A 24434-nucleotide genomic window follows, 5' to 3' on the forward strand; every position below is an offset into this window, starting at 1 on the left:
AATCGGTGTGACGTTGCCTCAGTCGGCCCGTTGAGGCTCGTGAGCCGCTTCTTCGCGCGGAAGGGTGTACGTCGGCATCTGTCCGTGCCGCCTCGTACGCTGACGGCCCGTCCGCCCCCTGGCATGTTAGCGCTAACCCGCGGTCTTCCCTGGAGGTGACAGGGAGCGGCCCGCGCCCAGGAGGCCTGGCGTGCCGGCCGCCGTACGGGCATCGGTTCGGCGGATGCCTCCCCCCACACAAAGGAGAAATCCTACAATGTCATGGTTCAAGAGAGAGCACGGCGGCAGAAGTGCTGTGGCCGCGATCACCGGATTAGCAGCCAGCGCGGCACTGGCCGTCGTCGGTATGGGCACGTTCGCCACCCATGCTGCGGCGGCGGGTTCGCTGGGGTCGGCTGCTGCGCAGTCGGGCCGGTATTTCGGTACGGCGGTGCCGGCGGGCAAGCTCGGCACCTCGGCGTACTCCACCATTCTCGACCGGGAATTCACCATGATCACCCCGGAGAACGAGATGAAGTGGGACACCACCGAGCCGTCCCGCGGGAACTTCAACTTCGGTCCCGCGGACCAGATCGTCAGTCATGCCCAGGCCCACGGCCAGCGGATGCGCGGCCACACCCTGGTCTGGCACAACCAGCTGCCCTCCTGGGTCTCGAACCTGTCCGCATCCGACCTGCAGTCCGCCATGGACAACCACATCACGCAGGAGATGACCCACTACAAGGGCAAGATCTACGCCTGGGACGTGGTCAACGAGGCCTTCGCCGACGGCGGCAGCGGCCAGCACCGCAGCTCACCCTTCCAGGACAAGCTCGGCAACGGCTTCATCGAGCACGCCTTCCGCACCGCCCGCTCCGCCGATGCCAACGCCAAGCTCTGCTACAACGACTACAACATCGAGAACTGGTCCGACGCCAAGACCCAGGGCGTCTACACCATGGTCAAGGACTTCAAGTCCCGCGGCGTCCCCATCGACTGCGTCGGCTTCCAGAGCCACTTCGGCAACAGCGGACCCCCCTCCAGCTTCCAGACCACCCTCAGCAACTTCGCCGCCCTCGGCGTCGACGTCCAGCTCACCGAACTCGACATCGCCCAAGCCGGCACCACCCAGTACACCAACACCGTCCAAGCCTGCCTGAACGTCGCCCGCTGCACCGGCATCACCGTCTGGGGCATCCGCGACAGCGACTCCTGGCGCTCCGGCGACAACCCCCTGCTCTTCGACAGCAACGGCAACGCCAAACCCGCCTACACCTCCGTCCTCAACGCACTCAACTCCGCTACGGGCACCGCGACAGGCGGGACGTCCTCAGGGACGACCAACGGCGGCACGACCAGCGGAACCACGACCGGTGGAACCACCACCGGCGGCACCGGAGGAGGCGCGTGCACGGCGACGTACTCCACCACGAATTCCTGGTCGGGCGGCTACCAGGGGGAGGTCAAGGTCACCGCCGGCAGCGCGGCGATCAGCGGCTGGACGGTCCGATGGACCCTGTCCAGCGGGCAGAGCATCACCCAGGTCTGGAGCGGGACGCTGTCCACCAGTGGGTCGGCGGCGTCGGTGACCAACGTGTCCTACAACGGCTCGCTCCAGCCCTCGGCCTCCACCACCTTCGGGTTCCTCGCCAACGGCACGCCGTCGACACCTTCGCTCACCTGCTCCTGACGCGGACGTGAGCGTTGGCATGGGGTAACGCTCACAGCGGTGCCGCCCGTTCCTGCTCTCCCCAGCATGTACGACGGGCGGCGCCGCGCGCCACGTACCACCGCGCGCGGAAGGCACCACCTGCGACCGGCCCGAACACACCATGTGCCACCGGCTCGGGTTCCTGGCTTCCGTGTGCCCTTTCCCTTGCTGTCGGGTCTCGCGCTCTGCGGTCCTGCCGTTCGAAGGCTCGTATCGCCGCTCCCGACGGCGTACTCCCACGAGACAAGGAGGATGCTGATGTCATCAGCAGTTGCTCAACGTTTCCGCCGGATCAGGCGATGGACGCTGACGGCGGGTGCGTCCGTCGCTCTCGCGGCCGGCGTCATGGTCGGCGGCACACATACCTCGCAGGCGGCCGGTTCCCTCCCGTGTGACATCTACCAGTCCGCTGGTACGCCCTGTGTGGCGGCGCACAGTACGACGCGGGCGTTGTACTCGTCGTACAGCGGGCCTCTGTACCAGGTGCGGCGTGCCTCGGACAGTGCGACGAAGGATATCGGGCTGCTGAGTGCCGGCGGTTACGCGGACGCGGCCTCGCAGGACTCCTTCTGCTCCGGGACCTCGTGCGTGATCACCGTGATCTACGACCAGTCCGGTCGGAGCAACAACCTGACCCAGGCGCCGGCCGGCAGTGCGGCCGGCGGCCCGGACAACCTCGCCAACGCCACCGCGGCCCCCACCACGGTCGGCGGCCACAAGGCCTACGGCGTGTTCGTCGCCCCCGGCACCGGCTACCGCAACAACCACACCAGCGGCATCGCCACCGGCGACAACCCCGAAGGCATGTACGCCATCTTCGACGGCACCCACTACAACGGCGGCTGCTGCTTCGACTACGGCAACGCCGAGACCGACAGCCGCGACGACGGCAACGGCACCATGGAGGCCATCTACTTCGGCAACATCAAGGTCTGGGGCTACGGTTCGGGCAACGGCCCGTGGATCATGGCCGACCTGGAGAACGGCCTGTTCTCCGGCGTCAACCAGCACCTCAACTCCGGTGACCCGACGGTCAACTACCGCTACACCACCGCCATCATCAAGGGCGAACCGAACCACTGGGCCATCCGCGGCGGCAACGCCCAGTCCGGCGGCCTGTCCACCTTCTACGACGGGGTACGTCCCAACGTCTCGGGCTACAACCCGATGAAGAAGCAGGGCGCCATCATCCTCGGCACCGGCGGCGACAACAGCAAGGGCGCCCAGGGCACCTTCTACGAGGGCGTCATGACCTCCGGCTACCCGTCCGACGCCACCGAGAACGCCGTCCAGACCAACATCAACTCCGTCAACTACGGTTCCGGCGGTGGCGGTGGTACGGGTACGACGGGCGCGCTGCACGCGGTGGGCGCGGGCAAGTGCCTGGATGTGCCGAACTCCTCGACCACGGCCGGTACGCAGCTGCAGATCTGGGACTGCAACGGCCAGGCCAACCAGAGCTGGACGCGTACCTCCTCGGGCCAGCTGACGGTCTTCTCCGGCGGCTCGCAGCTGTGCCTGGACGCCTACAACAACCAGACCACCGCCGGCACCAAGGTCGAGACCTGGTCCTGCAACGGCGGCGCCAACCAGCAGTGGAGCGTCAACTCCAACGGCACCGTCACCAGCACCCAGTCCGGCCTGTGCCTCGACGTCACGGGAGCCTCCACCGCCAACGGCGCACTCGCCGAACTGTGGACCTGCAACGGCGGCAGCAACCAGCAGTGGAACCTCAGCTGATCCGATCGGCTGACACCCGTGGCCGGCCCACAGCCGGCCACGGGTGCGACCGGGTTGCCCGCGCCGGCCGGCGCCCTGACGATGAGACGAGATATTCGGGGCGATCAATCCCATCTCCTCTCTCTTCCGACGGCGACAGTCGGCATGTCGTCAGCTGCCTAAAAAGTGAAGAGCCCTGGTGGCTCGGCGTGAATTGAGATAGGCGACGCAGGGGTCTGGACATCGACCAGCCAGCCACCTGTAAATTCATCCCATGCCTCGCGTTGTGGCTCATGGCCCACCCGTGTCGAGGAGCCTTGAGGTTAACGCTAACAAAGCTGGTCCTTCCCCCCATATCGCCAAGGACAGACCATGCAGTCTTCATCCGTTCGGTACCGAAGTCCTTCTCGCACGCAGCTCGCCGGCGCCCGCCGTCATCGCCGTGGTGGCGCTGCCTCGATGCCGGCGGCGGCGTCGACACGCAGGGGAGACCGCACTTCGGACATGGGACTGCAACGGCCAGCCGAACCAGAAGTGGCGGCAGAACTCCGACGGGTCGATCACCGGCGTCCAGTCGGGCCTGTGTCCGGACGCCAACGGGGCCGGCACCGCCGGCGACAACGCGGTCCAGGCCAACGTCGCCGCAGTCGGCTACCGCTGACCACCTCACCCGTGGGGGGTGGGGTAGGTGGTCCTCCGGGACACCACGGAGGACCACCGCAGCACCCGCCCCCCGCCCCATGTCCCCCCGCCATCAGGTTCAGGAGTCAAGGAATCATGCCCCTGTTCAGTGCGCGAGCCAAGCGTTCGCCCCAGCCGCCAGCCCCTCGGTCCCTCCGGAGGACGTTAGCGCTCACATTCTCCGTCGCCCTGCTCTCCGCGGCGGCACCCCTGGCCACCCTGGGCGCCGCGCAGCCCGCCGCCGCACTGGGCAACGGGCTGGCGACGACCCCGCAGATGGGGTTCAACGACTGGAACGCCTACGGGTGCAACGTGTCGGAGTCGCTGATCAAGTCGACGGCGCAGGCCATGCACAGCAACGGGATGCAGGCCGCCGGCTACACCTACGTCAACATCGACGACTGCTGGCTGACCCACTCACGCGACAGCGGTGGGCACCTCGTGCCCGACCCCGCGAAGTTCCCCGACGGGATCAAGGGCACCGCGGACTACGTGCACTCCCTCGGCCTGAAGCTTGGCATCTACGAGGACGCGGGAACGGCGACCTGCGCCGGATACCCCGGCAGCCTGGGCCACGAGACCACCGACGCGCAGTCATTCGCGTCCTGGGGCGTGGACTACCTGAAGTACGACAACTGCAACAACTCCGGTGTGAACGCCCAGTCCCGCTACACCGCCATGCGCGACGCCCTCGCCGCAACCGGCCGTCCGATCCTCTACAGCCTGTGCAACTGGGGCCAGGACAACGTGTGGACCTGGGGAGCCGGCGTCGGCAACAGCTGGCGTACCACCGGTGACATCCAGGCCAGCTACTCCAGCATGCTGTCCATATTCCACAGCAACGTGGGACTGGCCTCCTACGCCGGGCCCGGGCACTGGAACGACCCGGACATGCTGGAGGTGGGCAACGGCTCGCTGACCACCACGGAGAGCCGTACCGAGTTCAGCCTGTGGGCGGAGATGGCCGCACCCCTGATCGCCGGCACCAACATCGCCTCGGCCAGCGCGGCCACCCTGTCCACGCTGACCAACTCCCGGGTGATCGCGGTCGACCAGGACCCGCTGGGCAAGCAGGGCACGATGGTCTCCTCGTCCGGCGGGCTGGACGTCCTGGCCAAGCCGCTGGCCAACGGCGATGTGTCCGTGGCGCTGTTCAACGAGACCGGGTCGACGGCGACCATCAGTACGTCGGCCGCCGCTATCGGCAAGACCGGTGCGTCGAGCTACAGCCTGACCGACCTGTGGTCGGGCGCGACGTCCACCACCTCCGGCACCATCAGCGCCTCGGTGCCCGCCCACGGCACGGTGATGTACAGGATCACCGGCGGCACCTCCGGCGGCGGTGGCACGGGTACGACGGGTGCGCTGCACGCGGTGGGTGCGGGCAAGTGCCTGGACGTGCCGGACTCGTCCACCACGGCGGGCACCCAGGTGCAGATATGGGACTGCAACGGCCAGGCGAACCAGACCTGGACGCGGACCTCGTCGGGTCAGCTGGCGGTCTCCTCGGGCGGCGGCCAGCTGTGCCTGGACGCCTACAACAACCAGACCACCCCGGGCACGAAGGTGGAGATCTGGACCTGCAACGGGCAACCCAACCAGCAGTGGAGTGTCAACTCCAACGGCACGGTCACGGGCACCCAGTCCGGGCTGTGCCTGGACGTCACCGGGGGCTCGACGGCCAACGGCGCCCTGGCCGAGCTGTGGACCTGCAACGGCCAGTCCAACCAGCAGTGGTCCTTGAGCTGAACGGCTCACCTCGCGAGACTGCCGGGGCGGCGACCGACCGCCGTCCCGGCGAACGCCGGACCAGCCGTACGCGGCGGCCAGGGGCGGGCGGCCCCCGCCCATCCGGCACCCCACCCGTTGCGCCTTTGCGAAAGGAACGCACTGTGTCAGCACTCAGCCGATTGTTCCGGCGAATGCGAGTCTCGACGGCCGTCCTCGTCGGGCTCGTCATGGCCGCCGGCGGCATCGTGGGTACGGTCGCCGCGCCGGCCAACGCCGCGACGTCGATCACGATCAATGGAGCGTCCGGCGGCCGGACTTTCGACGGCGTCGGTGCGATCAGCGGTGGGGGCGGCAACAGCCGGCTCCTGATCGACTATCCGGAGCCTCAGCGCAGCCAGGTCCTGGACTACCTGTTCCGGCCCGGTTACGGCGCCTCCTTGCAGATCCTGAAGGCGGAGATCGGGGGCGACACCAACTCCACGTCGGGGGCGGAGCCGAGTCATCAGCACACCAGGTCCGATCTGAACTGCAATCGGGGCTATGAGTGGTGGCTGATGGAGCAGGCCAAGGCGCGCAACCCGAACCTGAAGCTGTACGGGTTGGCGTGGGGTGCGCCCGGGTGGATCGGCAACGGCAATTTCTGGTCCACAGATATGGTCAACTACCTCGTCTCGTGGCTGGGCTGTGCCAAGCAGCACGGTCTGACGATCGACTACCTGGGCGGGTGGAACGAGCGGGGTTACAACGTCTCGTGGTACGAGCAGTTGCGGAGCGCGCTGAACTCCAACGGCTATTCCGGTGTCACGATCGTCGGGGCGGACTCGGACTGGTCCATCGCCAATGACATCGACTCCAACCCGACGTTCGCCGGCTCGGTGGGCGTGATCGGCACGCACTATCCGTGCGGGTATCGCTCGGCGCAGTCCAACTGCTCGGTGCCGGCGGCTGCTCTGTCGTCGGGCAAGCAGTTGTGGGCGAGTGAGAACGGGTCGGACGACTACAACGGCGGTGCGCAGGCGATGGCGCGGGGCATCAACCGGGGCTATATCGACGGGAAGATGACGGCGTATCTCAACTGGCCGGTCGTCGCGGCGGTCACGCCGAACCTGCCGTATCCCACGATGGGTGTCGCGCTGGCCTCGCAGCCGTGGTCGGGCTCGTACTCGATCGGGAAGAACGCCTGGGTGATGGCGCAGACGACCCAGTTCACCGCTCCTGGCTGGAAGTACCTCGACTCCTCCAGCGGATACATGGGCGGCAACCGCAGCAACGGCAGCTATGTGTCGCTGAAGTCCGCCAACAACTCGGACTACTCCACGGTCGTCGAGACGATGGATGCCGCCAGTGCCCAGACGCTGAACTTCACTGTCGCCGGCGGGCTGTCGGCCGGGCCCGTGCACGTGTGGTCGACGAAGGTCAACTCCAACAGCCAGGCAGACTACTTCGTGCACGCCGCGGACATCACTCCTTCCAACGGGAGCTTCAGCCTGACCGCGCAGCCCGGCTACGTCTACACGCTGACCACCACCATCGGCCAGGGCAAGGGCACCGCCACCGGGCCCGCCGCAGGCAGTCTGAGCCTGCCGTACAGCGATTCCTTCAACAGTTACGCGACGGGTTCCGAGGCGAAGTACCTGATGGACTGGCAGGGCGCCTTCGAGACGACCGCCTGCGGAGCCGGCCGCAGCGGGATGTGCGAGCGCCAGATGAGCCCGCAGAAGCCGATCACCTGGGACGCGCTGTCCGATCCGCATGCCCTGCTCGGTGACGTGGGCTGGAGCAACTACACCGTCTCCTCCGACGTGCTGCTGGAGCAGTCGGGATACGCGGACCTGCTGGGCCGCGCGAACTCGCAGGACTACACGACGACGGGCGGGCTGAACGCCTACCACCTGCGGGTGACTGACGCGGGAGCGTGGTCGATCCTGAGCTCGAGCACCAACGGCACCACGTCCACCCTGGCTCACGGCACGGTGGCCGCCCTGGGCACCAACCGGTGGCACACCCTGGGTCTCACCTTCTCCGGTTCGACCATCTCCGCGGTGATCGACGGTGCGGCGGTCGGCTCCGTGAACGACTACAGCTTTGCCGGCGGACAGGTCGGTTTCCAGACCGCTCAGACCGAGACGGCCCAGTTCGACAACCTGTCCATCACACCCGGCAGCGGCGGCACCGGCGGCGGCACCACGGCCACGATCGTCGGAGCCGGCTCGGGCCGGTGCGTGGACGTGCCGAACCAGTCGCAGACGTCCGGCACCCAGGTGGCGCTGTGGGACTGCAACGCCGGCGCCAACCAGCAGTGGACCAGCACCTCGGCCGGTGAGCTGCGCGTCTACGGCGGCGACTGCCTCGACGCCTCGGGCCAGGGCACGAGCCCTGGCACCAAGGTGGACATCTGGACGTGCAGCGGCGGCGCCAACCAGAAGTGGACGCTCAACGCCAACGGCACCATCACGGGCTCGCAGTCCGGCCTGTGCCTGGACGCCACCGGTGCGGGAACGGGCAACGGCACCCTGCTGGAGCTGTGGACCTGCACCGGCAGCAGCAACCAGAAATGGACACGCGGCTGATCCGCCGCCCTCCGGCCGACCGGGGATCCCGCAGCAGCCGGGGTCCCCGGTCCTCCCCCCGCCGATCTGCTGAGAGGCCCCCATGTCCTCCTCACCCTTCCAGCCAAGCCGGCGTAGCCTGCTGGCGGCAGCCGGAGCAGCTGCTACTGCCGGGCTGCTGCGGTTCGCACCCGACGCTGCCGCGACCGACGGCCCCGGCAGCTACACCGCGAGCTGGTCCTCCGTCGACCAGCATCCTCCGGCGCCTGCCTGGTTCCAGGACGCGAAGTTCGGGATCTATTACCACTGGGGCGTCTTCAGCGTCCCGGCGTTCGGGAACGAGTGGTATCCGCGCAACATGTACATCGGCGGCTCGGCCGAGAACCAGCACCACATCGGTACCTACGGTGATCCCTCGGTGTGGCCGTACAGCAACTTCATCGACGGCGCCCGGGACAAGGCCGGCAGCTTCGTGCAGTTCGCGCCCAAACTGGCCTCGCAGGGCGGCAACTTCGACCCCAGCGCGTGGGCGCAGCTGTTCAAGGCCGCGGGAGCGAGGTTCGCCGGGCCGGTCGCGGAGCACCACGACGGGTTCTCCATGTGGAACAGCTCGTCCAACCCGTGGAACTCGGTCAAGCACGGCCCGGGGCTCGACCTGGTGGGCCAGCACGCGCAGGCCATCCGCGGCCAGGGAATGAAGTTCATGGCCTCGCTCCACCACGCTTACCACTTCAACGGCTACTACGACCACGTGCCCTACCAGTCGGACGCGACCCTGCGCATCCTCTACGGGCAGCAGGGCTCGTCCGCGGAGAACCAGCTCTGGTACAACAAACTGGCCGAGGTGATCAGCGGCTACCAGCCCGACCTGATCTGGCAGGACTTCGACCTGGGCCTGGTGCAGGAGTCCGCCCGGCTGCAGTTCCTGGCGTATTACTACAACCAGGCCGTCGCGTGGAACAAGGACGTCGTCGCCACCTACAAGGACGGCTTCGACAACAAGGGCGAGGTCTTCGACTTCGAGCGGGGCGGCCCCGCGGGCCTGATGTCCCCCTACTGGCTGACCGACGACAGCATCTCCTCCTCCAGTTGGTGCTACACGGTGGGCATCGGCTACTACACCGCCCAGGCACTGCTGCACGCGCTGATCGACCGGACCGCCAAGGGCGGCACCATGCTGCTCAACATCGCCCCCATGGCCGACGGCACCATCCCCTCGGGGCAGCAGACGATCCTGCGCGCCATGGGCGACTGGCTCGGCCGCTTCGGAGAAGCCGTCTACGGCACGCGCTCCTGGTCCAGCTACGGCGAGGGCCCGACCGCGATGGGCGGCGGCTCCTTCAGCGGCCCCAAAGCCGGCACCGCCAAGGACGTACGGTTCACCCGCAGCCAGGACAACAGGATCCTCTACGCCACCGCACTGGGCTGGCAGGGCAGCACCATGACCATCACGACGCTGAACTCCAACCAGTTCACCATCAGCAGCCTGACCAGTGCCCAGCTGCTCGACAACACCGCAGGCAGCTACACCGTCCTGCCTGCCCCCACGCAGGACGGTTCCGGGCTGCACCTGGCGATGCCCTCCTCCGGCGCACCCTTCAACGCGCTGGCGTACACGGTCAAGCTCACCTTCTCCGGCCAGATCCCCGCGCTCGGCGGCGGTGGCACCGGGACCGGGTACGTCAAGATCGCCAACGTCACCAGCGGGCTGGCCCTCGACAGCGGCGGCAGCGTCGCCTCCGGCTCCAACCTCAAGCAGTGGAACTACGACGGCAGCACCAACCTCCAGTGGCAGCTCATCGACCTCGGCAGCGGCTACTACCGCATCGTCAACCGCACCAACGGCATGGTGGCCGACAGCTGGGGCGACACCGCCAACGGCGCCCCCGCCCGGCAATCCGCCTGGAACGGCGGCAACAACCAGCAGTGGTCCCTCACCAGCCTCGGCAACAACCGCTACCAGATCGTCAACCGCGGTACCGGCACCGCCCTCGACGGCAGCGGCAACACCACAGCCGGCTCCACCACAGTGATGTGGGCACCCAACTCCAACACCAACAACGAATGGACCATCACCGGAATATGACCACGCGCCGCGGTGTCGCCCACCGGCACCGCGCCGTCAAACCGACCGCAGGAGTCCGCATGTCCCCCCACACCCCCACCCACCGGCTGCCGCGTCTGCGGCCGGCCCGCTCGGGCGCTCTGGCCGCGGGTTTGGCCGTCGCGCTGGTTGGCGCGTCACTGCTCGCTCTCGGCACGGCCGGCCCCGCGCAGGCGGCGACCTCGCTGCGCAGCCTCGCCGAGGCGCAGAACCGCTACTTCGGCACCGCCCTCACCACATCCGACCTGGGCAACAGCAACGAGATGGCCATCTCCAACGCCCAGTTCGACATGGTCACCCCCGGCAACGAGATGAAGTGGGACACCACAGAGCCCGGCAACGGCCAGTACAACTTCGGCCCCGGCGACCAGATCATGTCCTATGCCACGTCGCACAACATGCGCGTCCGCGGGCACAACCTGGTGTGGCACGCACAGCTGCCGTCGTGGGTCAGCAACCTGCCCTCCAGCCAGGTCAAGGCGGCCATGGACGCCCACATCACCACCGAGGTCAACCACTACAAGGGCCGCATCTACGCCTGGGACGTGGTCAACGAACCCTTCAACGGCGACGGCTCGTACGTCAACGACGCCTTCTACAAGGCGATGGGCTCCGGCTACTTCGCAGAGGCCCTGCGCACCGCCCACGCCGCGGACCCCGACGCCAAGCTGTACATCAACGACTACAACATCGAGGGGCAGAACGCCAAGAGCAACGCCCTGTACAACCTGGCCAAGACCCTGCTCTCGCAAGGAGTGCCGCTCGGCGGAATCGGATTCGAGAGCCACTTCATCGTCGGCCAGGTCCCGTCCGACCTCCAGGCCAACATGCAGCGCTTCGCCGCCCTCGGCCTGGACGTGGCCGTCACCGAACTCGACGACCGCATCCAGCTGCCGACCAGCAGCAGCTCCCTGCAGCAGCAGGCCACCGACTACAGCAACGTCACCAAGGCCTGCCTGGCGGTCTCGCGCTGCGTCGGCGTCTCGCAGTGGGGCGTGGACGACGCGAACTCCTGGATCCCCGGCACCTTCCCCGGATACGGCGCCGCGACGATGTACGACTCCAACTTCCAGCCGAAGCCGGCCTACAACGCCGCCGCCTCCGCCCTGGGCGGCACCTCCGGCGGCGGTGGCACGGGTACGACGGGTGCGCTGCACGCGGTGGGTGCGGGCAAGTGCCTGGACGTGCCGGACTCGTCCACCACTGCGGGCACCCAGGTGCAGATATGGGACTGCAACGGCCAGGCGAACCAGACCTGGACGCGGACCTCGTCGGGTCAGCTGGCGGTCTCCTCCGGCGGCGGCCAGCTGTGCCTGGACGCCTACAACCACCAGACCACCCCGGGCACGAAGGTGGAGATCTGGACCTGCAACGGCGGGGCGAACCAGCAGTGGAGTGTCAACTCCGACGGCACCGTCACCGGCACCCAGTCCGGCTTGTGCCTGGACGTCACCGGGGGCTCGACGGCCAACGGCGCCCTGGCCGAGCTGTGGACCTGCAACGGCCAGTCCAACCAGCACTGGACGTTCGGCTGACCCCTGCGCCGAAGGCCGCCCGGTAGGCCCTCGTGCCGACCGGGTGGCCGCCGCGTCCCCTCCCCCCACCAAGGAGCCACACCCATGCTGCCTTCCCTCGTTCTCCCCGCCACCTGGCGCCCGCACAGACGGCGCAGCCCCTTCGCCGCGGTCGCCACCGTGCTGGCCCTGCTCGCCGCTGTCCTCACAGCCGTACTGATGACACCCGACACCGCACAGGCGGCGGCGGCGCCTCTGGTGGGCGTTGCGTCGGGACGCTGCCTCGACGTGAAGGGCGGTGATTCCACGGCCGGCACGGTGCTGGACATCTACGACTGCAACAGCCAGTCCGGCCAGGCCTTCGAGTTCACCTCCTCGGGGCAGTTGCAGACGCTGGGCGGCACCCGCTGCGTGGACGCCTCGCACCAGCAGACCACTCCCGGCACGCCGGTGCTCATCTGGACCTGCAACGGACAGCCGAACCAGCAGTGGCGGCACAATTCCGACGGGTCGGTCACCGGTGTCCAGTCGGGGCTGTGCCTGGACGTGAACGGCGCGGGTACCGCGAACGGGACAGCGGTCATCCTGTGGACGTGCAACGGGCAGGGCAACCAGAAGTGGACCACCTCGACCACGACGACGCCTCCTGCCGGCGGATCCCACGCGTGCGACATCTACGCCGCCGGCGGCACGCCGTGCGTGGCCGCACACAGCACGGTCAGGGCGCTCTACTCGTCCTACAGCGGCAGCCTCTACCAGGTCAGGCGCTCGTCCGACAGCGCCACCCGGAACATCGGGGTGGTCAGCGCGGGCGGCCCGGCCGACGCCGCGGCGCAGGACGCCTTCTGCTCCGGCACCTCCTGCGTGATCACCACGGTCTACGACCAGTCGGGGCACGGGAACAACATGGGCTACCAGGGCCCCGGCGGTGTCGGAGGCTCGGACACCGCCGCGAGTGCGACCTCCGAGTCGCTGACCGTCGGCGGCTCGAAGGCGTACTCGCTGTACATCAAGCCCGGCAACAGCTACTGGCGGGACGGCCACCTGACCGGTGTGCCCACCGGCAGCGCACCCGAAGGCGCGTACATGGTGACCAGCGGCACGCATGTCAACAGCGGCTGCTGCTTCGACTACGGTAACAGTGAGACCGACCGCAGGGCCGACGGCGCCGGCGCCATGGACGCCATCTACTTCGGCACCAGCTGCTGGTTCGGCGGCTGCTCCGGCACCGGACCGTGGGTACAGGCCGATCTCGAATACGGCCTCTACTCCGGCGGCAGCCAGTCCTGGAACACCAACCAGCACGCCTTCACCAGCAAGTACGTCACCGCGATGCTCAAGAACAACGGCACGTCCAGATTCGCGATCAAGGGCGCCAACGCCCAGTCCGGCGGCCTGAGCACCCTCTGGGACGGGGGACTGCCCCCGGGTTACAGCCCCATGAAGAAGCAAGGGGCCATCATCCTCGGCAGCGGCGGCGACTGCTGCAACGGCAACACCAACCAGTCCCAAGGCACCTTCTACGAAGGAGCCATCGTCGCCGGCTACCCCTCGGACGCCACCGACAACGCAGTCCAGGCCGACATCGCCGCGGCCGGTTACCGATGACCCCCGTGTCCGCGCCCGATCGGAGCGTGAAGCGATGAGAAGACCACTGTCCGCCCTCCTGGTCGCGCTCGCCACCGGCTCGCTCGCCGCGGCAGCCGGCGTGACCGCGGCAGCCGCCACGCCGGCGGCGTCGATGACAGCCTTGACCGTGATGCCGCTGGGCGACTCGATCACATGGGGCGTCGGGAGCAGTACCGGCAACGGCTACCGAGGCCCGCTGCGCAACGAGCTGGTGGCAGACGGCCATCCGTCGGACTTCGTCGGCACCCTGCGCAACGGCACGATGTCCGACCCGGACAACGAGGGGCACTCCGGGTACCGCATCGACCAGATCGCCGCCCTGGCCGACGCCTCCCTGGCCCGCTACCGGCCCAATGTCGTGACACTGGAGATCGGGACCAACGACCTCAACGGGAACTACCAGGTCTCCACGGCCACCGCCCGGTTGAAGTCCCTGGTCGACCAGATCACCGCCGACGTGCCCGACGCCACCGTGCTGCTGGCGTCGCTGATCGTGTCCACCAGCGCCGGCGAGGAGCAGCACAGAGCCGCCTACAACCAGGCCATTCCCGGCATCGTGCAGAGCGAGCAGGCGGCCGGCAAGCATGTCGGCTACGTGGACATGAGCGCCTTGACCAGCGCCGACCTGTCCGACTCCCTGCACCCCAACGACGGGGGCTACCAGAAGATGGCCGACGCCTTCCACCGGGGCGTCCAGGCCGCGGACAGTGCCGGCTGGCTGCACAGTCCGGTGTCGGCGGGCGCCCCGGTGGTGTCGGGCATCGCCGGGAAATGCCTCGACGTCAACGGCGGCAGCAGCGCCGACGGCACCCCGGTGCAGATATGGAGCTGCGACAACGCCCCGGCCCAGGCCTGGTCCGCCTATGCCGACGGCACCCTGCGCGCCGTGGGCAAGTGCCTGGACGCCACCGGAAGGGGCACCGCCAACGGCACCAAGGTGGAGATATGGACCTGCAACGGCGGGACGAACCAGGTCTGGCAGAGCTACAACGGCGGCTACCGCAACCCCGTCTCGGGCCGCTGCCTGGACGATCCCGCCTCGTCCACGGTCAACGGCACGCAGCTCCAGCTGTGGGACTGCAACGGCAACGCCAACCAGAAGTGGACCCTCACCAGCGGATGACGTGACTCCTTTCCTCTGCCGTAAGGCAGCGGAGTCGCGCGGGGTTCCCTCCGCACTCCGTGACACCCCGCCGGGCGCCTCGTGGCGCCCGGCGGGCCCGGGGCCGCGGCGGTCGGATACGGCGTCGCGAGCCGCTGACGGTGTCCAAGCCGGATGCCCGGGGCGGATTGATCAACGGCGTCCGGTGACCGTCTCGTTGACGGTGCCCTCGACTCCGGAGCGGACCGCGTAGCGGGTCTTCCAGCCGGGTGTCTGCTGGGCGGCCCGGACGCGAACACGTACCCACATCGCCGTCGTGCCCTCCGGGTTGCTCACCCGCGCGACCTGCGCGGTCAAAGACGGGACCTGCTCACCGGAACGGGGACGGACGGACAACGTGCACCTCGACAACTGCATCGGCGTTCGAAACAGCCCGAGCCTGCCTGATGACCAGGCGCGTGCACCGGGGAACACCAAGATCACCGACAGAGTCACGCTAGTAGTTGCTGGGCAAGTCGGCGAAAGGAGTGCCCCCAGCTCCTGCGGGGCGGGACAGAGTCGGATCAGGGTGTGGGCCACCCGGCGCCCGGCCCGCCCAGGCGCCGGCCGGCCATGCCGCGCCCGGCGTGCCGCCCTCATGGCAGGACTGCTTGAACTGCTCGGCGGCGGTCACCGGGAAGCGGGACGGCGCACCGGTGACGCCCGGGAGGTGGCGGACACTCGTGCTCGGCGCCCGCAGGGCGCTTCCGTCCTGCTTCAGGGCGTCGGGGCGGGGCTCCGCGAAGCCCGCAGCGCTGCTGGCGACGCGCCCGGCTCAACGGCTCCGCAGCCACCGGAGGCAGATGTCCACCGTCGCGGAACCGGCCGCGGCGGTACCACCTCGTACGAGGCCGAGCAGGGCAACCCGCGCCAGGCACCTACCGATCCGCTTGCTGTCGTTCATGACGAACCCTCCGTTCAGGCGAGACCCACGGGACGCGGGCGTGGGGCCACGGTCGCCGAGCGGTCCGGCGCCCGTCCCGAACAGCGGGTCAAGCGGGCGGACCCGTCATACGCTCGTGCTTGTCAGCCGTGCCCGCCGTGCCCGCAGCGGGCAGATCGCAGACCCGGGCGGAGGAGCATTGTCACGACGGGAAGCACGCCTCTTCTTCGATCAGTTGCGCGCGCTGGAAGCCCGGGCCGCCGAGTCCAGACGCACCGCCGGAAAGCCGCACTCGCGTCGTGCGGCCGAGGCTGAGCTGAAACGGGCCGGCGCCGGAGTGGACGCCCGGCGGATCAGTACGTGGCTCCCCGAGGACCCCGCCGCCGCGCAGACTCCCAGCCTCCGCAGCGGCGACAAGGTCCTGGCGCTGGTCCGGCTGTGGAGCGCCTGGGCAGCCGAGACCCCGGACGAACGCTCCTGGACCGGTCTGCTCGAACGTGCCCAGCCGGTCCGGCTCCGCGGGGTGTCACCATCGGGTACGAGCGGGCCGGGACGTCCGGTCAGCGCGTACACCGATCCCTTCGCGCTCGAAGTCCACCGCTCGATCGAGGTCGCAGCCGCGTCGGCGGACCCGGCGCCGCCGGCCCTGCCGACGCTGCCGAAATACGTCACCCGCGAGCACGACACCAGGCTTCGTGAGGTGATGGAAGCCGGCGCGGACGGCACGAGCGGGCTGGTGGTGCTGGTGGGCGGATCGTCCACCGGTAAGACCCGGGCCTGCTGGGAGGCGGTGCAGCAGCTCCCCGGCGGATGGCGGCTCTGGCACCCGATCGATCCCAGCCGACCCGACGCCGCCCTGGCGGAACTGGCCGCGGTGACGTCCAGAACCGTGCTGTGGCTCAACGAATGCCAGCACTACCTGCTGACACCCGTCAGCGAGGTGGGCGAGCGGGTGGCCGCCAAGCTCCGGGAGCTGATGCGCGACCCGGCCCGCGCTCCCGTGGTGGTACTGGCCACCCTGTGGCCGGAGCACTGGGCGCGGCTGGCCACCCCGCCTAGGCAGCAGCTGCCGGACCCGCACAGCCAGGCGCGCGCTCTGCTCACCGGGCGCGATCTGGCCGTCCCCGCGACGTTCGGCCCCACGGACATGGCCACGCTCCAGGAGGCGGCCGTGGGCGATCCGCGGCTCAAATCGGCGGCCGATCACGCGGAACAAGGCCAGATCGCGCAGTATCTGGCCGCCGCCCCGGCGCTGCTCGACCGCTACCGCACCGCGCCGGACGGTGCCCGGGCACTGATCGAGGCCGCGATGGACGCACGACGGCTCGGCCACGGGCCGGCGCTGCCGCTGTCGTTGCTGGAGGCTGCCGCTGAGGGCTACCTCACCGATGTCCAGTGGGACCACCTCGACCCCGAGAGCTGGCTCGGCGAGGCCCTCGACTACGCCACCGAGCCGCTGCGCGGCGCCCGTGGCCCGCTGACGCTCATCCGCCGGCGCGGTCCGGACGGTGAAACACCCGACGCGGCACGGCCGCAGTACCGGCTGTCGGACTACCTGGAGCAGCAGAGCCGCGGGAGTCGCGTCTCCACACCGGTTCCCGCAATCGCCTGGCAGGCCCTCACCGACCACGGCAGGAGTGCGGACCACACCAAGCTCGCGCTCGCGGCGTACAGCCGGGGCCTGTTACGGATCGCCGTCCGCCTCTGCACCTCCGCGCCGATGGCCGACAGCGGCCGTGCGAGCGCGGTGGCCGTAGGGATACTGCGCAACGCGGGACGTCTGGACGAGGCCATGCTCGTGATGTTCCAGCGCGCGGCGCAGGCCGGCGACCCGCACGCCCTGGCCGCGTCCGCGGCGCAGTTGCGGAAGGCAGGCCGCGAACACGAGGCGCTGACCTGGCTGCGGGCCCGTGCGGAATCGGGCAACCCGAGCCTTTGCGCACTGCTGGGTGGTCTCCTGAACGCCGGCGGCCGCGCCCAGGAGGCGGCCGACTGGCTCGGACGCGCGGCCGCCGGCGTCGAACCCGGCGCCCCACGGCCCGCCTCCGTTCCGCTGCCGCAGGATTCCGCCGTCGCAGCCGCGCGCACCGCCGGAGCGGAGCCGAGGCTGACGGGACGTCTGGCGGCGGCGTTCGGCTCGTATCAGCGCGGACTCCGGGCGCGGGAACCCCGTGTGCTGCGCCGGCAAGCCGGTCTGCTCGGGATGGAAAGGCGGCTGGAGGAGAAGTGGGGCCGGCTCAGCAGCGTCATGACGCTGGACAGCGAGCGTGCGAACCCGGCGGAAGACGACGGCCGCTCGTCGCGCTCGGGACAAGGGCGTACGGACGCCGCCCCGCAGCGTGGCGGCGGCGAGCGCGGCGATGACGCCGGCGGCGGGCGGCCGGACCCGGCCGCGGTGCTCGCACAGCTGGCTCAGCTGCGCGAACAGGCCGCGGCAGGGATCTCGCGCGCCCTGCCCGACGCGGCCGAACTGCTGCGCAGAGCAGGCCGGCACAGTGAGGCGGAGAGCTTGTGGCGGTACGGGTGGGAACCCGACGGCTCCGTCGCCCGACCGTGGCAGGTGAGACTCTCACCGTTCTAGCGTGACTCTGTCGGTGATCTTGGTGTTCCCCGGTGCACGCGCCTGGTCATCAGGCAGGCTCGGGCTGTTTCGAACGCCGATGCAGTTGTCGAGGTGCACGTTGTCCGTCCGTCCCCGTTCCGGTGAGCAGGTCCCGTCTTTGACCGCGCAGGTCGCGCGGGTGAGCAACCCGGAGGGCACGACGGCGATGTGGGTACGTGTTCGCGTCCGGGCCGCCCAGCAGACACCCGGCTGGAAGACCCGCTACGCGGTCCGCTCCGGAGTCGAGGGAACCGTCAACGAGTTCGCCCGCGGACACGGCACGCGCCACTGCCGCTACCGAGGACAACCGAAAGCCCACCTGCAACACGTCCTCACCGCCATCGCCGTGAACATCGAACGACTCAGCGGTCAGGCAGCGACCGGTCAACCCTCTTCGCCGAGACCCCCGACCGCCTTCCAGACCTTCCTGGACCAGAACGAAATCCCCCGGTCAAAATCCTGGCGAACCCTCGGCACCTGACCTCGACCGTCAAGATCACCGACAGAGTCAAGCTCAGGGTTGCTCCTGCCTGCTGCTCCTGAAGAGCGGCGGAGGCCCTTTCACCGCCTGGGCCACGGTTTTCGAGCGGACCTCGGGCGAGGCGGACGCGTAGAGGCCGCGGAGCATCCGGCTCGCCGGGTGCTCCGCGAACCGGAGGACGGCGAACACGGTGGCGCCACTCCCGGGCGGGCGCGGGGCGCGCAGTCCGCGATCCTTGAGCCATGCGCGCCGCCCGCCTCATCCGTATGGCCCTGCTCCTCCAGTCGAGTCCCGGTCTGACAGCCGCCGCCCTTGCCCGCGAGCTGGACGTCTCCGAGCGCACGGTGATCCGCGATGCCCAGGCGCTGCAGGAGGCGGGCGTCCCCGTCCGCTCCGAGCGCGGTCGTGCGGGCGGCTACCACCTGGCGCCGGGCCACCGCACCCGGCTCACCACGCTCCACCCCACCGAGGCGGAGACGCTCTACCTGTCCGGTCTGCCCGCGGCCCTGCGCGATCTCGGGCTGTCGGACGCGGCGGACACGGCCCGGCTGAAGTTGTCGGCCACCCTGCTCCCCTCGCTGCGCGCAGCGGCCGAGTCGTCGGTGCGCCGCTTCCACCTGGACGCCCCGGCCTGGTTCCGCGAGCCGTCCGCCCCGGAACTGCTGCCGGAACTGGCCCGTGCCGTATGGGCCGACCGCACCGTCGAGCTGGCCTACGCGCGGCCGGCCCGGGACGGTGCGCCGCCCCGCACGGTGACCCGCCCCCTGGAACCGTACGGGCTCGTCCTCAAGGCGGGGGTCTGGTACGTCGTGGGCCGGGTCCCGGGGGAGCGGCCGGACCGGGACGGCGCCTGGCGTACGTACCGCGTCGACCGCGTCACGGCGCTCCGCCCGGCTCCCGGCGCCGACGAACCCTTTGTCCGCGACCCGTCCTTCGACCTGGCCGCGCACTGGCAGGCACACTCCGCCGGGTTCGCCCGGGCGCTGCTGCGGACGACCGTCACGGTGCGCCTGACCGAGCGCGGCCTGCGCGGCCTGCCCGGCGTGGCGGACCCGGCCGGCGTCGGCGACGCACTGGCCCGCGCGCCCGCGCCTGACGCCGCCGGACGCGTCACGCTCGACCTGCCGGTGGAGTCGGAGGACGTCGCCTTCGCCCAACTGGTCGGGCTGGGCGCGGACGCGGAAGTGCTGGCCCCGGAGGGCCTGCGCGCCCGCTTCCGCGAGCACGCGCAGACCCTCACCTCGGTGTACGGCGCGGAGCCGGATCAGCGGTAGTCGTCCACCGAGCCGTCCTTCCCGCCGTACGTGACGTCCTCGAAGTACGCCCAGGCGTCCGGCCGGCTGCCGTCCGCGTCCCGTACGCCGTAGACCCTGGCGAGCTCCGCGCTGGAGGTGGACTTCCCGTTCCAGCGGGCGGCCCGGTCCGGGTCGGCGGCGAGCGCGGCGACCGCGCGGGCGAGGTAGTGCGGCGACTCGGCGATACCGAAGTGCGGGTCCTGGGCGACGGCGTCGCGCCAGGTCTCCTCGGTCACGCCGAAGTGGGCGAGCATCTGCTCCGAGCGCAGGAAGCCCGGCGTCACGGCGACCGCCGTGCCCCCGTACTCCGCCAGTTCCTCGCCCAGCCCGAAGGCGATCCGGATCGGGGCGTTCTTGGCCAGGTCGTAGTAGAGGTTCTCGCGGTAGCGGCGGTTGGACACCGCCGTGCCGTCGGTGACCTCCACATGCAGCGGCGCGTCCGAGCGGATCAGCAGCGGGAGGGCGAGTGCCGCGGTGATCACGTGCGAGCGCACCCCGAGTTCCAGGATGCGCAGGCCGTCGGCGAGCGGCGTCTCCCAGCTCTTCTTGCCGAAGACGGAGCCGACGAGCAGGTGCTCGCCGCCCCACAGGTCGTTGACGAGGATGTCGAGCCGCCCCGTTTCGCGGTCGATCCGCTCGACGAGGGCGCGTACCCGGTCCTGGTCCAGGTGGTCGGTGGGGACGGCGATGCCGGTGCCCCCGGCCGCTGTGACCAGTTCCGCGGTCTCCTCGATGGTCTCCGTGGTCCGGCCGACCTCGCTGGCGCTGTCGCGGGTGGTGCGGCCGGTGGCGTAGACGGTGGCGCCGGAGCGCCCGAGTTCGACGGCGAGGGCGCGCCCGGCGCCGCGAGTGGCCCCGGCGACGAGCGCGATCCTCCCGGCGAGCGGGCCTGCCCGGTCGACGTGCTGGTTGTGCATGTCCTTGTCCATGCCACTACGGTGCACGCCAAAGGTGACAGTTCACGTCACCCTTTTTCCCGGTGTTCCCGCGCGGCTGGTGTTGCGGCCGCGGACGACTGCCGGCGCCTCGAAGAGGGTTCCCGCCGGGCCGGGTCAGCCGCGGAAGTCCGCCGGGCGCTCCGGGGAGGCCGCCGCCAGCGCGGCGGCGACCTCGTCGGTGCCGGCGGCGAGCCCGTAGACCGGGGTGCCGGGCTGCTGGCGCCAGGACTCGTCGAGGCCGCCCGCGTCGACGGTGTCGAAGCCCAGCTCGTCGAGCAGGGACCGTACGGCCTTCTTCGCGCCGTCGTCGTCACCGGCGATCGGCAGCGCGACCCGGTCGGCGGCGCCCGCCGGGCGCGGCTTGTCCAGGATGTCCTGCGCGAAGGTGCCGTTGAAGGCCTTCACCACCGGGTGGCCGAGCTGGCGCTCCGTCCAGCGGCTCTCGGTGATGCCCTCGTCCTCGATCGCGTCGATCCGCCCGTCGCGCTGCTGCGGGTAGTAGTTGCCGGTCTCGATCAGGGTGAAGCCCTCGGCCGCCCCGTCGAACACCCCGGCCGGCAGGTCGGGCACGTTCTTCAACGGGATGGCGACCACGACGAATTCGGCGCCGCGCGCCGCCTCCGAGACGGGCACCGCGGTGGCCCCGGTCTCCTCGGCCAGAGCGGACAGCGTCTCGGGACCACGCGAGTTGGCCACGGACACGTCGTGCCCGAGCGCCGTCAGGCGGCGCGTGAGGTTTCCGCCGATGTTTCCCGCGCCGATGATGCCGATCTTCATGAGTTCTCCAAGGTGTGTGGATACGTACGTGATCGGTTGTGGCCGGATGCCGCACCGATCACAACCCCCTCGGGCACCAGCGTGTTCCGGCTGGAGCGGACGTTCCCCCGGACGGCCTCACGAGCCGCCCCGGACCGGCCGCATCGCCGGCGGAGTACGGGGCGAGAACCGAGGCGCCCGCGCCGAACCGGCGGCGTCAGCCGCCCGGGCCGGCCGACCGTTGTGTGTCCGTGCCGAGGCCGGCTGCGGCTGCGGGTCCGCGCGGAAACCGGGACTTCCGGCGCCTTCCCTCCGCGGCGCCGGGGCCGCAGCCGCTAACGTCCCACCATGGACGAGGTCACGACCGTGGTCGACAGTCAGCTCTACTCCTTCGACGGGCGCGTCCTGGAGGTGTTCGGCGCGGGCGGCGCCGCGCGCTTCCACGTGCGGAACATGCACCTGCGCATCGACGGCCCGGACCGCAAGGGCAACAGGACCGTGAGAATCTGCCACGGCCGCCCCGACGCCCCGGCGGGCTGCCACCTGTGGCGGTACTCCGCCGCGAGGTGGAGCGAACTGACCGGTCTGGTCGAGCTGCTGCGGGTGGTCCAGGCCGCCGTCGACGGTGATTGCCCTCCGTAGTGGGAAGGCGGCTCGCGGCCCCCTGCCGTATTCCTCGGAGGGCCGTTCCCTGCCGCCGCTCGGCCATGTGGCGAGCAATCCGTCACGGCCGGCCGGCGACGGATGAGCACCGTGCTCCGCGGCTGGCGCTCAGCCCTGGAAGGATGGAGCCATGACAGTGACGTTCGCAGCCGTCGTCCTTGGCACACCCGATCCACCTGCCCTCGCGGACTTCTACCGCGCGCTGCTCGGCTGGACGGAAGTGGACAGGGAACCGCACTGGGTACGGCTGCGGGCGCCGGAGGCGGAGCGGCCGGGACTGAGTTTCCAGTACGAGCCCGACCACGTGCCTCCCGTCTGGCCGCAGAAGGCGGATGCCCAGCAGATGCAGGCCCACCTGGACCTTCTCGTGGACGACCTCGACGCCGAGACCGCGCGTGCCGTCGCCCTGGGCGCAACGGTGGAGGAGGAACAGCCTCAGGAGGACGTCCGCGTACTGCGGGATCCGCACGGGCACCTTTTCTGCCTTTTCCTGCCGGGCGCGTGACCTCGCGCTACCGGCGCCGGTTCCCTGACGCGGCCGGGTGCGCGTGCCGGCCGCAGATCGTCGTAAGCGGGTAACGGGCTCTCGGGCGCGGGACGGACTCCCGGAGCGTGTTCTCCCGGTGATCTGCGCCTGCGGGAACCCCGGGCCGCCGACCAGGACGGCCCGAGGGCTGAGAGAGCGTGAAGCGTCCGGCGGCGGCCACGGGGTTCCCGCCCGGGAGCCCAGCTCCTCGCGTGGAGCGGTCAGCCCGACTACGCCGTGCTGCCCTCCTGGCCGCCCCCGCCCCCGCTGCACTGCGGCTGCCGGGGCATCTCCTGCCGGGGCTCAGTCGTCCTGAGACGTCGTCTCGGGTTCTTCGCCGTGGCGGCGCGGTTCCGGCGTGTCGCTGCCGTCCGCGAGGTCGGCCTGGTCCGGCGGGCCGCTGCTCCAGGCGACGGGCGGTGTCGGTGCCGTGATCGTCTGCGGTTCGTCGGAACCCGGGCGGACGCTCGGCTGGGATCCGGGCGCGTGGGACGTGTGCGTTTCGTTATCGGACTTCGTCATGGACCGCGTGTTCCCGCCTTTTCCGTTCGGATGCCCCCAGCGCTCCTCGTCCCGGCAGGAGCCAGTGCCCGCGCCCGACGGTGCGGGCCGGATTCCGGTCTCCGGCAGGGCCGCCCGGCGAGGGGTGGTATATGTGACGCACCGATTCACCGGCCGCGACAAGGCCCGTACGTTTTCCCGTCCGAGAGCTGAGGCGCTGATGACCACACCCGGGCGGGCTGTCCGCCGTTCCTTCGCCGCACGCACGGCCTCGCTCCGCGAGCTGGTCGACCCCGCCCGCGTCGGTCGTCGCGCGGTGCGGCGCCGCGCGACAGGCATGACGGCCGCCGTGGTGGCGCAGGCCCTGGACGACGCCCGGTTCGACGCGCGGCAGGACTCCCGGCACGAGCCCCTGGCCGACGACGCCCGCGGCCACGCGGAGCTCGCGGAGTGGGAGCGCATCGGGCAACTGCTCGCCGCGGCCGGCCCGGGTGCTGTCTACGACCCGGACACCGACGACGTCGTACGGGCCGAACTGGCGGACGCCGTAAGGGAGGCCGAGCTGCGCGAAGCAGCCCGGGCCGAAGCGCGCGCCGATGAGCTCCAGGCGCTGCGCGAGCTGGGTGCGCTGGCGCAGGCCGAGCCTCGCGCGGGCGACGAAGCCGTGCGGGACCTGCTCACCCGCCGCGCCGGCGACCACGTCCAGAGCGACATCGACGCCTGGCTCGCCCACGCCCTGGCCACGCACCGCGGGCACTATGCGGAGCCGGCCGCCCGGCAGGCAGCCGCCGGCCTGCTGCCGCAGCCGCTGCTCGTCCACGCCGCGCTGCTGGCCGCGCTCGTACGCCTCGATCCCGGCGCCGCCGTCGACCAGCTCGGGTTCGCGGCCCGCCTCACCACCGCGGACCCCGAGGCCGCCGCCGACCTCGCCGCGTTCCTCACCCGCGTCCCGGGCGGCGCGGCATGAGCGTCGGCGCACCCGTCGCGGTGTGGGCCGAGGCGGCCGGCCGCGGGACCGCACTGGGTGTATT

General features: G+C 70.3%; 19 protein-coding genes. 15 read left to right on the forward strand and 4 right to left on the reverse strand.

What is annotated here, in order from left to right:
- Positions 1–256: 256 nt before the first annotated feature.
- The 9 genes from OHA86_RS35505 (at position 257) to OHA86_RS35545 (ending at position 14740) form a co-directional block, all read left to right on the forward strand.
- Entirely contained in the window at positions 257–1669 is a 1413-nt protein-coding gene (locus OHA86_RS35505) for an endo-1,4-beta-xylanase (RefSeq protein WP_329182007.1), read from the forward strand.
- Between the two features lie 279 nt (positions 1670–1948).
- Positions 1949–3430: an arabinofuranosidase catalytic domain-containing protein gene (locus OHA86_RS35510; protein WP_329182009.1), complete on the forward strand. Its 1482-nt coding sequence runs from the start codon at positions 1949–1951 to the stop codon at positions 3428–3430.
- Positions 3431–3854: 424 nt separating this feature from the next.
- Positions 3855–4070 carry an RICIN domain-containing protein gene (locus OHA86_RS35515; protein WP_329182011.1) on the forward strand — a complete coding sequence of 72 codons (216 nt, stop codon included), beginning with the start codon at positions 3855–3857 and terminating at the stop codon, positions 4068–4070.
- A gap of 116 nt (positions 4071–4186) precedes the next feature.
- Positions 4187–5839 carry a glycoside hydrolase family 27 protein gene (locus OHA86_RS35520; protein WP_329182013.1) on the forward strand — a complete coding sequence of 551 codons (1653 nt, stop codon included), beginning with the start codon at positions 4187–4189 and terminating at the stop codon, positions 5837–5839.
- A gap of 143 nt (positions 5840–5982) precedes the next feature.
- Positions 5983–8391, forward strand: a complete 2409-nt coding sequence (locus OHA86_RS35525) for a ricin-type beta-trefoil lectin domain protein (protein ID WP_329182015.1) — start codon at positions 5983–5985, stop codon at positions 8389–8391.
- An 82-nt stretch (positions 8392–8473) separates the two neighbouring features.
- A complete protein-coding gene (locus OHA86_RS35530) occupies positions 8474–10456 on the forward strand; it encodes an alpha-L-fucosidase (protein WP_329182017.1) in 1983 nt (660 codons plus the stop codon).
- Between the two features lie 59 nt (positions 10457–10515).
- On the forward strand, positions 10516–12009 hold the full coding sequence (locus tag OHA86_RS35535; RefSeq protein WP_329182019.1) for an endo-1,4-beta-xylanase: 1494 nt from the start codon (positions 10516–10518) through the stop codon (positions 12007–12009).
- A gap of 198 nt (positions 12010–12207) precedes the next feature.
- Positions 12208–13596, forward strand: a complete 1389-nt coding sequence (locus OHA86_RS35540) for an arabinofuranosidase catalytic domain-containing protein (RefSeq protein ID WP_329182682.1) — start codon at positions 12208–12210, stop codon at positions 13594–13596.
- Between the two features lie 34 nt (positions 13597–13630).
- The gene (locus OHA86_RS35545) at positions 13631–14740 is read left to right on the forward strand and encodes a ricin-type beta-trefoil lectin domain protein (protein ID WP_329182021.1); all 1110 of its coding nucleotides are present in this window, start codon (positions 13631–13633) and stop codon (positions 14738–14740) included.
- Positions 14741–14911: 171 nt separating this feature from the next.
- Here OHA86_RS35545 and OHA86_RS35550 read toward each other — a convergent pair whose 3' ends face one another.
- Entirely contained in the window at positions 14912–15076 is a 165-nt protein-coding gene (locus OHA86_RS35550) for a hypothetical protein (protein ID WP_329182023.1), read from the reverse strand.
- A gap of 764 nt (positions 15077–15840) precedes the next feature.
- On the opposite strand from OHA86_RS35550, the gene OHA86_RS35555 reads away from it, so the two are divergent.
- The 3 genes from OHA86_RS35555 (at position 15841) to OHA86_RS35565 (ending at position 19998) form a co-directional block, all read left to right on the forward strand.
- The gene (locus OHA86_RS35555) at positions 15841–18222 is read left to right on the forward strand and encodes a hypothetical protein (protein ID WP_329182025.1); all 2382 of its coding nucleotides are present in this window, start codon (positions 15841–15843) and stop codon (positions 18220–18222) included.
- A gap of 1 nt (position 18223) precedes the next feature.
- Positions 18224–18724 carry a transposase gene (locus OHA86_RS35560; protein WP_329182026.1) on the forward strand — a complete coding sequence of 167 codons (501 nt, stop codon included), beginning with the start codon at positions 18224–18226 and terminating at the stop codon, positions 18722–18724.
- 242 nt (positions 18725–18966) lie between these two features.
- Positions 18967–19998, forward strand: a complete 1032-nt coding sequence (locus tag OHA86_RS35565; protein WP_329182028.1) for a helix-turn-helix transcriptional regulator — start codon at positions 18967–18969, stop codon at positions 19996–19998.
- Here the strand turns inward: OHA86_RS35565 and OHA86_RS35570 are convergent.
- Both OHA86_RS35570 and OHA86_RS35575 read right to left on the reverse strand, forming a co-directional pair.
- On the reverse strand, positions 19989–20948 hold the full coding sequence (locus OHA86_RS35570; RefSeq protein WP_329182030.1) for an SDR family oxidoreductase: 960 nt from the start codon (positions 20946–20948) through the stop codon (positions 19989–19991). The genes OHA86_RS35565 and OHA86_RS35570 overlap by 10 nt on opposite strands.
- A gap of 123 nt (positions 20949–21071) precedes the next feature.
- Positions 21072–21734: an NADPH-dependent F420 reductase gene (locus OHA86_RS35575; RefSeq protein ID WP_329182032.1), complete on the reverse strand. Its 663-nt coding sequence runs from the start codon at positions 21732–21734 to the stop codon at positions 21072–21074.
- 327 nt (positions 21735–22061) lie between these two features.
- Here OHA86_RS35575 and OHA86_RS35580 point away from each other — a divergent pair, with 327 nt between their 5' ends.
- A complete protein-coding gene (locus OHA86_RS35580; RefSeq protein WP_329182034.1) occupies positions 22062–22355 on the forward strand; it encodes a hypothetical protein in 294 nt (97 codons plus the stop codon).
- A gap of 151 nt (positions 22356–22506) precedes the next feature.
- Positions 22507–22881, forward strand: a complete 375-nt coding sequence (locus tag OHA86_RS35585) for a VOC family protein (protein WP_329182036.1) — start codon at positions 22507–22509, stop codon at positions 22879–22881.
- Between the two features lie 324 nt (positions 22882–23205).
- On the opposite strand, the gene OHA86_RS35590 is transcribed toward OHA86_RS35585, so the two are convergent.
- Positions 23206–23424: a hypothetical protein gene (locus tag OHA86_RS35590; RefSeq protein ID WP_329182038.1), complete on the reverse strand. Its 219-nt coding sequence runs from the start codon at positions 23422–23424 to the stop codon at positions 23206–23208.
- 199 nt (positions 23425–23623) lie between these two features.
- On the opposite strand from OHA86_RS35590, the gene OHA86_RS35595 reads away from it, so the two are divergent.
- Positions 23624–24370, forward strand: a complete 747-nt coding sequence (locus OHA86_RS35595; protein WP_329182040.1) for a hypothetical protein — start codon at positions 23624–23626, stop codon at positions 24368–24370.
- Positions 24371–24434 lie beyond the last annotated feature (64 nt).

Source organism: Streptomyces sp. NBC_01477 (assembly GCF_036227245.1).
Classification (GTDB): domain Bacteria; phylum Actinomycetota; class Actinomycetes; order Streptomycetales; family Streptomycetaceae; genus Actinacidiphila.

Excerpts from the sequence above, each read along its gene's own strand:
- OHA86_RS35590 (WP_329182038.1), bottom strand. The coding sequence starts at position 23,424 with ATGACGAAGTCCGATAACGAAACGCACACGTCCCACGCGCCCGGATCC.
- OHA86_RS35535 (WP_329182019.1), top strand. The coding sequence starts at position 10,516 with ATGTCCCCCCACACCCCCACCCACCGGCTGCCGCGTCTGCGGCCGGCC.
- OHA86_RS35530 (WP_329182017.1), top strand. The coding sequence starts at position 8,474 with ATGTCCTCCTCACCCTTCCAGCCAAGCCGGCGTAGCCTGCTGGCGGCA.
- OHA86_RS35565 (WP_329182028.1), top strand. The coding sequence starts at position 18,967 with ATGCGCGCCGCCCGCCTCATCCGTATGGCCCTGCTCCTCCAGTCGAGT.
- OHA86_RS35585 (WP_329182036.1), top strand. The coding sequence starts at position 22,507 with ATGACAGTGACGTTCGCAGCCGTCGTCCTTGGCACACCCGATCCACCT.
- OHA86_RS35505 (WP_329182007.1), top strand. The coding sequence starts at position 257 with ATGTCATGGTTCAAGAGAGAGCACGGCGGCAGAAGTGCTGTGGCCGCG.
- OHA86_RS35575 (WP_329182032.1), bottom strand. The coding sequence starts at position 21,734 with ATGAAGATCGGCATCATCGGCGCGGGAAACATCGGCGGAAACCTCACG.
- OHA86_RS35540 (WP_329182682.1), top strand. The coding sequence starts at position 12,208 with ATGACACCCGACACCGCACAGGCGGCGGCGGCGCCTCTGGTGGGCGTT.
- OHA86_RS35570 (WP_329182030.1), bottom strand. The coding sequence starts at position 20,948 with ATGGACAAGGACATGCACAACCAGCACGTCGACCGGGCAGGCCCGCTC.
- OHA86_RS35580 (WP_329182034.1), top strand. The coding sequence starts at position 22,062 with ATGGACGAGGTCACGACCGTGGTCGACAGTCAGCTCTACTCCTTCGAC.
- OHA86_RS35595 (WP_329182040.1), top strand. The coding sequence starts at position 23,624 with ATGACCACACCCGGGCGGGCTGTCCGCCGTTCCTTCGCCGCACGCACG.
- OHA86_RS35520 (WP_329182013.1), top strand. The coding sequence starts at position 4,187 with ATGCCCCTGTTCAGTGCGCGAGCCAAGCGTTCGCCCCAGCCGCCAGCC.
- OHA86_RS35510 (WP_329182009.1), top strand. The coding sequence starts at position 1,949 with ATGTCATCAGCAGTTGCTCAACGTTTCCGCCGGATCAGGCGATGGACG.
- OHA86_RS35545 (WP_329182021.1), top strand. The coding sequence starts at position 13,631 with ATGAGAAGACCACTGTCCGCCCTCCTGGTCGCGCTCGCCACCGGCTCG.